A 6,359-nucleotide genomic window follows, 5' to 3' on the forward strand; every position below is an offset into this window, starting at 1 on the left:
CCGGGCTTCAACTCGAATTCCACGCCTACGCGAGTCTTCAGCCTGAAATCTGCAGATTGACGGCCTTCGGGCCTTTGCCGCGGCGATCCGGCTCCGTGTCGAAGCTTACTTTCTGGTTTTCCGTCAGACCGGCCAGGCCGGAAGCCTGAACGGCGGAAATGTGAACGAAGATATCGGCGCCACCCTTATCCGGCTTGATAAAGCCGAAGCCCTTGTCGGTATTGAAGAATTTTACAGTGCCAGTCTCGGCCATGCCTCAGGTCCTTTTGTCTCCGCCCGCCATCCACACGGGCAGCATTACGCTATTGTCTTCTTGCGAAGACGCTGGCAGGCAGATCTTGAAATGTGAGAAAAAGGTCCCCTCTACCTCCGCCGGCTCCAGACAGGACTTAACGCCTGCTGATTTTTGGAACCGGCTGACCGGAATATTAGCGTTTCCGGCTCGCAAATTCTTAAGGACTTCCCATGCTCGCAAAATGCCCGAACGCGCGAAGAGTGCTGCGTTTGACGGATTTTGGCAAGCAAAAGTTTTTTAACGTGTTGCTAAGAACACACTCGCAAATATGGCCCGTTTTCGCAAAAACGCAAAAAATCCTTCGTTGGGAGCAAATGATTAACGTTTTATATCGTCTGCAATATAAGTTCCGGGCAGATTTTACCAAAAATGCAACGATAGCGCGTCTTGCCGAGCCCCAAAAAAAATTTCAGATAAGGCTGAATACCCCACAAATGGACGCGTGTTCAGGCCATTTGTGAGCGGCGGCGGGTCATTTCAGGCACGAGCTCGACTACAAGCATAGCGATAAACATAAGCGCGCAACCGGCATAGCCGAGAGGCGACATGCTCTCTCCCAGAAGAAGCGCGGCGAGTGTTGCGCCGAACAGCGCTTCGGCGGAGAGGAAGATCGCCGCCTGCGACGGGGTGGTGTAGCGCTGGGCGACGACCTGCAGCACGAAGGCGACGCCCGAGGAGAAGATGCCGACATAAAGGATTTGGGGTGCCGCCGCGCGGATATCCTCCAGGCTGATCGGTTCGACAACGGCGGCAACGAGGAGCCCGCAGACCGCCGTAAGCGCAAACTGGGCGGTGGAAAGGGCAAGCGGCCGGCCGGTTTCGCCGACCGTCGTTCCGGCGAGCGTGATCTGGACGGACCAGAAGACGGCGCAGACGACCGTCAGCAGGTCGCCGATCGTCAGGGCCGAAAGCTGGCCGCCCGACAGCATGTAAATGCCGGACACCGCCATGATGGCGCCCGGCCAGATGATCCAGTGCGGCGAGCGGCGCAGGAAAAAGACGGCAATCAGCGGGACGAAGATCACGTAAAGGCCGGTGATGAAGCTGGAATTGGTGACAGTCGTCGTCTGCAGGCCGAGCTGCTGTGTCGATGCGCCGCCAAACAGCGCAAGGCCGATCAGCAGGTAGAGGCCGAGATGCCGGCGGCTGGTGGCGATTTTCGCCTTGCGGGCTTCGAGGAGGGTAAAGGGCAGGGTGGCGAGCGCGGCGATGGCGAAGCGCAGGCCGATGAACCAGAAGGGGCCGATCGCCTTCATCGCCGTCGACTGGGCGACGAAGCCGCCGCCCCAGATGGCGGCAGCAAGCAACAGAAGAAGGTTCGCCTGGATGCGCGTCATTTCCGCCTCGATGTCAGGAAAGCACCTGGGAGTTATGCTGAGCGGGTTAGCAGTTGCATTTCTTTTCGGCAAGGACGAGGTTTTCGCAAATGGTTCGGAGCATGTGGATGAGAGAACGATTGATTGCGGCCGGGGCGGCTGCGGTATTGACAGGGCTCGGGTGCGGATCGGCCGAGGCCTCCCCAACCGTCCGGCCGATTACACGCTTTGCCGATCTGCCCGAGGTCGTGCGGGCGGATGTCGAGCCCGAGAATGGCGGCTGCCACATCGAAGAGCGGCGACTGGCCTATGGCGACGCTTTCGAAGTGGCCGACGAGACCGGGATGAGATTGATCGTCGTGCCTTGCGGCGAGACCGGCGCCTACAACATGCCCTTTGCGATCTATGGCGGTCGCGGCGACCGGATTTCCCGAACGGTCTTCCCCTTGAAGTTTTCGGAGACGACCGGCGATACGGCCTTCAATATCCGTTATGACGCGACGCAGCGGCTCTTCACCTCCTTCGTGAAGGGGCGCGGCATGGGCGATTGCGGCAGTTATTATGCCTGGCATATTGCCGAGCCCGGCAGTGCGGATCTGCTCGTGCTCGAGGAAGTGCGCATCAAGGAAGAATGCGACGCCAAAGCCGACGGCGGCCCGGCAACATGGCCGCTTGCATGGAAGCGTCAATGACGGCGGGCTATTCCGGAACGCCGCTTGCACGGAAGCTCGGGCTCAAACCGGGGCAGGCTGCCCTGCTCGTCAATGTCCCCGATGGGCTGGGGGAGATCGGCGGGTTTGCGGGTTTCGTTTCGGTCGCGCGTGCCCTGCCGGCAGTTCCTCAGCGAGACTTCGACTACATCCACGTTTTCGAAACGCAGCGTGCGGCGCTCGAGGCGATGGCGGGCCGGCTGTTTCAAGCCGTCAGGCCGGGCGGCATGGTCTGGATATCCTGGCCGAAGAAGAGTTCGAAGGTAACCAGCAGCCTCACGGAGGATGCGTTGCGCGAAATCCTCTTGCCGACCGGCCTCGTCGACGTGAAGGTCTGTGCTATCGACGACATATGGTCGGGGCTGAAATTCGTGATCCGCAAGGAAAGGCTCTAGCCGGCCCGGTTGGCGGCGCGGGAGACCCGAAGCAATTCGCCGTCATTCTCGTCCGTCACCATCAGCAAGGCGCCATCGGGGGCGACGATCACATCGCGGATGCGGCCGTAATCGCCTTCGAACATGCGCTCCTCGGCGGTGAAGGCCCCGCTTGAATCCCGCTGCATGCGGGACAGCAGCTGGAACTTCAGCGCGGCGACGATGAAATTGCCGTCCCATTCCGGAAACATCTTGCCGCGATAGACGACGAGAGCGCCCGGCGCGATCGACGGATCCCAATAGTGCAGGGGCTGTTCCAGTCCCTCCTTGGCTGTTCCCTCGCCGATCTTGGCGCCGGAATAGTCGCGGCCGTAGGTGATGACGGGCCAGCCGTAATTCTTGCCGGCCTCGGGATTGTTGATCTCGTCACCACCCTTTGCGCCGTGCTCGACCGTGTAGAGCTTGCCGTCGGCGCTGTCGAAGGTGATGCCCTGCGGGTTGCGATGGCCCTTGGACCAGATTTCCGGCAGGGCCTTGCTGCTGTCCCTGAAGGGATTGTCGGCGGGTATGCTGCCGTCGGCGTTGACGTGGACGATTGAGCCGGCGTCGTCCTTCCAGTCCTGCGAGCGGTCGCGATTGCCGCGATCGCCGACGCTGATGAACAGCGAACCGTCGGGGGCGATTGCGATGCGCGATCCGTACTGGATGTTGCCGCGGGTAAAGCGCTGCATGGTGAAGATGGGCGTGACGTTGTCGAGGCTCTTCTCGTCCGGGGAGAGTGTGGCGCTGAAAGCCTCGGTGCCGGAGCCCCGGTCGCTGGCGATTGCAGCGGTCAGGTAAAGCTTGCGGCTGGTGGCGAAATCCGGGGAAAGGGCGACATCCATCAGGCCGCCCTGGCCGCGGGCGCTGACTTCCGGCACGCCTTCGATCGGATCGGAAACCTTGCCGTCGCGGACGATGCGCAGCCGCCCCGGCCGCTCCGTGACGATATAGGCGCCGTCGGGCAGGACCTCGACCGCCCAGGGATGCTCCAGTCCTTCGGCGAGCTTTTCGACGCGAACCGAAACTTCCTGCGTCCTGACGATATCGCCGGTCTGGGCGAGGGCCGGGCCTGCAATAATAGCGGCGCCTGCGAACAGCGCGGTGAAACGGAAAGTCGAAACGGCGTCCATCACAATCCCCCATCGTCGATTCGAGGATAAGGTGGCGCGGGCAATGAGGCGCTTCAGCCGCCATTGGCGGTCCATAACGGTTTTGTGTTCCGGGGTTGAACGGGAGCCGGTCAGTCGATCACGCGGGGAGGGACGCGGATATCGAAATCGGCATATTGCAACTGCGCGCTCATTGTCCGCTGGGTGATCAAGCCCGTGCGCTTCGCCTCGGCTTTCAGGAAAAGTCCGCAGCCGATCAGCGCCATGCCGTAGAAGGCGAGGCACACGATAGCGACGGCGACCAGTTTCTCGACGATCGAAAGCCCGGGCAGACGCGGCCTCGGCGCCGAAGGCGGCGCGTCATGGGCCGCCGCCGCGGCCATTGCAAGCTCCATATAGGTCGGCAGCGGCTCGAAAGCGTCCGCTTCCTGGATCCTGCCGGCAGGCCGGGGCTTAACGGCCATCGCGCTTGCCTCCCGGAAGGACGAGGCCCTTGACGCGGCGCAGCCAGATGGCGAGACCGTTTGCGGCGACGAAGGCGGCAAAAAGCACCGTCACGCCGTCAGTAATCTTCTGATCCGCATAGGAAGACTGAAAAGAGCCGGAGGCCATGGCCGGCCCGGCCTCGGCGACCGAAAAGAGGCCGAAGGTTGCAACGGCGCAGCATGCGAACGCAATGACCGCCACCATCAGCGACAGGGAAACCCGGCTTGTGCGCAGCCGCCCCGCCGCGCGCTCGTCTTCCAGAAACATGGCATGCCCTCAATAACCAATGTCGGATGATGCAAGAATACCGTTTCGATCTCGGCGCTCTCACGACCGAATTGCGGCACGCCACGGCATTTGTTGCGGCTTATTCGTGGCAAATGGTAAACAGGCGATAACCTTGATTTTTAAGGAATAAAACGGGGGCGACTTCAGAAAGTGATTCAAGTCTGCGTGAGGCCGGATCGGCGCCGTTTTGCGCCGGGCAGAGGCCCGGTCCAAGATTCCGGGCGCGGCTGCGGCAATCGATCAATAAGAATCATCGCCGCCATCACGCCTTTGCGCTTGAAATGATGTCACACATTGGACATAGAGCTTAGCGCAGAACTCCGGTCCCGGCCTTCTGCCCGTTTCAACCTTGTAGGACCGATATCATGGCCTTCCTTGCCGATGCCCTTTCCCGCGTGAAGCCTTCAGCCACCATCGCCGTCGCTCAGAAAGCGCGCGAGCTGAAAGCCAAGGGACGCGATGTCATCGGCCTTGGCGCCGGCGAGCCGGATTTCGATACGCCCGACAATATCAAGGAAGCGGCAATCGACGCGATCCGCCGCGGCGAAACGAAGTACACGCCGATCTCCGGCATTCCGGAGTTGCGCAAGGCGATCGCCGCCAAGTTCAAGCGCGAGAACAATCTCGACTATACCTGGGAGCAGACGATCGTCGGCACCGGCGGCAAGCACATTCTCTTCAACGCCTTCATGGCGACGCTGAATGCCGGCGACGAGGTAATCATCCCGACGCCTTACTGGGTTTCCTATCCCGAGATCGTCGCTCTTTGCGGCGGCACGCCTGTCTTCGTCGCGACGACGCAGGAAAACAACTTCAAGCTCCAGGCGGCCGATCTCGAAAAGGCGATCACGCCGAAGACCAAGTGGTTCATGTTCAACTCGCCGTCCAACCCGTCGGGCGCTGCCTATACGCATGACGAGCTGAAGGCGCTGACCGACGTGCTCGTCAGGCATCCGCATGTCTGGGTGCTGACGGACGACATGTACGAGCACCTGACCTATGGCGACTTCAAGTTCGCCACCCCGGTCGAAGTCGAGCCGGCGCTCTATGACCGCACGCTGACGATGAACGGCGTCTCCAAGGCCTATGCCATGACCGGCTGGCGTATCGGTTATGCGGCCGGCCCGATCCAGCTCATCAAGGCGATGGACATGATCCAGGGCCAGCAGACTTCGGGCACGACCTCGATTGCCCAGTGGGCCGCCGTCGAGGCGCTCAACGGTCCGCAGGACTTCATCCCCCGGAACAAGAAGATCTTCGAAGGCCGTCGCGATCTCGTCGTGTCCATGCTGAACCAGGCCAAGGGCATTTCCTGCCCGGTTCCGGAAGGCGCCTTCTACGTCTATCCGTCCTGCAAGGGCCTGATCGGCAAGACGGCTCCGTCGGGCAAGGTCATCGAGAACGACGAGGATTTCGTCACCGAGCTCCTGGAATCGGAAGGTGTTGCCGTCGTTCACGGCTCGGCCTTCGGCCTCGGGCCGAACTTCCGCATTTCCTATGCGACCTCGGAAGAGCTGCTTGAAGAAGCGTGCCGCCGCATCCAGCGCTTCTGCGCCGCCTGCAAATAACCGGCAACATCGTCTTCATTGGAAAAGCCCGCCAGAGATGGCGGGCTCAGACTGCTGACAAACCCCTGGCTTCGTTCAGGGGTTTGTGATTCATTGGGACATGTTGAAGAAACCCGCTCCTGAACAGACGGCGCTCGAGATGGTGACGCTCGATCAGCTGGTTCCGAAGGA

8 protein-coding genes are annotated in these 6,359 nt (G+C 61.2%); 3 read left to right on the top strand and 5 right to left on the bottom strand.

Annotated features, from left to right (window positions below; translation table 11 throughout):
- Positions 1 to 37 precede the first annotated feature (37 nt).
- Both ACFPWW_RS10345 and ACFPWW_RS10350 read right to left on the bottom strand, forming a co-directional pair.
- A complete protein-coding gene (locus tag ACFPWW_RS10345) occupies positions 38 to 253 on the bottom strand; it encodes a cold-shock protein (RefSeq protein WP_007824341.1) in 216 nt (71 codons plus the stop codon).
- A gap of 488 nt (positions 254 to 741) precedes the next feature.
- Positions 742 to 1,632: a DMT family transporter gene (locus ACFPWW_RS10350; protein WP_112756998.1), complete on the bottom strand. Its 891-nt coding sequence runs from the start codon at positions 1,630 to 1,632 to the stop codon at positions 742 to 744.
- A 107-nt stretch (positions 1,633 to 1,739) separates the two neighbouring features.
- Here ACFPWW_RS10350 and ACFPWW_RS10355 point away from each other — a divergent pair, with 107 nt between their 5' ends.
- Together ACFPWW_RS10355 and ACFPWW_RS10360 are read left to right on the top strand one after the other, a co-directional pair.
- Positions 1,740 to 2,303 (top strand): DUF1176 domain-containing protein, encoded by a 564-nt coding sequence (locus ACFPWW_RS10355; protein WP_162703019.1) that lies wholly within the window; start codon positions 1,740 to 1,742, stop codon positions 2,301 to 2,303.
- Positions 2,243 to 2,716, top strand: a complete 474-nt coding sequence (locus ACFPWW_RS10360) for a DUF3052 domain-containing protein (RefSeq protein ID WP_377311554.1) — start codon at positions 2,243 to 2,245, stop codon at positions 2,714 to 2,716. Before ACFPWW_RS10355 ends, ACFPWW_RS10360 begins: the two co-directional genes overlap by 61 nt.
- Here ACFPWW_RS10360 and ACFPWW_RS10365 read toward each other — a convergent pair.
- The 3 genes from ACFPWW_RS10365 to ACFPWW_RS10375 all read right to left on the bottom strand — a co-directional run bounded on the left by ACFPWW_RS10365 (position 2,713) and on the right by ACFPWW_RS10375 (position 4,599).
- Entirely contained in the window at positions 2,713 to 3,867 is a 1,155-nt protein-coding gene (locus tag ACFPWW_RS10365) for a PQQ-dependent sugar dehydrogenase (RefSeq protein WP_377311555.1), read from the bottom strand. The genes ACFPWW_RS10360 and ACFPWW_RS10365 overlap by 4 nt on opposite strands.
- Before the next feature lie 110 nt (positions 3,868 to 3,977).
- The gene (locus ACFPWW_RS10370) at positions 3,978 to 4,310 is read right to left on the bottom strand and encodes a sortase (protein WP_377311556.1); all 333 of its coding nucleotides are present in this window, start codon (positions 4,308 to 4,310) and stop codon (positions 3,978 to 3,980) included.
- Positions 4,300 to 4,599 carry a hypothetical protein gene (locus ACFPWW_RS10375; RefSeq protein WP_112572589.1) on the bottom strand — a complete coding sequence of 100 codons (300 nt, stop codon included), beginning with the start codon at positions 4,597 to 4,599 and terminating at the stop codon, positions 4,300 to 4,302. Before ACFPWW_RS10375 ends, ACFPWW_RS10370 begins: the two co-directional genes overlap by 11 nt.
- Before the next feature lie 386 nt (positions 4,600 to 4,985).
- Here ACFPWW_RS10375 and ACFPWW_RS10380 point away from each other — a divergent pair, with 386 nt between their 5' ends.
- Complete coding sequence (locus ACFPWW_RS10380; protein WP_112572591.1) at positions 4,986 to 6,188, top strand: pyridoxal phosphate-dependent aminotransferase; 1,203 nt, start codon at positions 4,986 to 4,988, stop codon at positions 6,186 to 6,188.
- Positions 6,189 to 6,359: the final 171 nt, after the last annotated feature.

It is taken from the genome of Rhizobium sp. GCM10022189 (assembly GCF_042656325.1).
Lineage (GTDB): Bacteria > Pseudomonadota > Alphaproteobacteria > Rhizobiales > Rhizobiaceae > Rhizobium.

What these genes read in the sequence shown, in the direction of transcription:
- ACFPWW_RS10345 (WP_007824341.1), bottom strand. Translation starts at nt 253, where the DNA reads ATGGCCGAGACTGGCACTGTAAAATTCTTCAATACCGACAAGGGCTTC.
- ACFPWW_RS10350 (WP_112756998.1), bottom strand. Translation starts at nt 1,632, where the DNA reads ATGACGCGCATCCAGGCGAACCTTCTTCTGTTGCTTGCTGCCGCCATC.
- ACFPWW_RS10355 (WP_162703019.1), top strand. Translation starts at nt 1,740, where the DNA reads ATGAGAGAACGATTGATTGCGGCCGGGGCGGCTGCGGTATTGACAGGG.
- ACFPWW_RS10360 (WP_377311554.1), top strand. Translation starts at nt 2,243, where the DNA reads ATGCGACGCCAAAGCCGACGGCGGCCCGGCAACATGGCCGCTTGCATG.
- ACFPWW_RS10365 (WP_377311555.1), bottom strand. Translation starts at nt 3,867, where the DNA reads ATGGACGCCGTTTCGACTTTCCGTTTCACCGCGCTGTTCGCAGGCGCC.
- ACFPWW_RS10370 (WP_377311556.1), bottom strand. Translation starts at nt 4,310, where the DNA reads ATGGCCGTTAAGCCCCGGCCTGCCGGCAGGATCCAGGAAGCGGACGCT.
- ACFPWW_RS10375 (WP_112572589.1), bottom strand. Translation starts at nt 4,599, where the DNA reads ATGTTTCTGGAAGACGAGCGCGCGGCGGGGCGGCTGCGCACAAGCCGG.
- ACFPWW_RS10380 (WP_112572591.1), top strand. Translation starts at nt 4,986, where the DNA reads ATGGCCTTCCTTGCCGATGCCCTTTCCCGCGTGAAGCCTTCAGCCACC.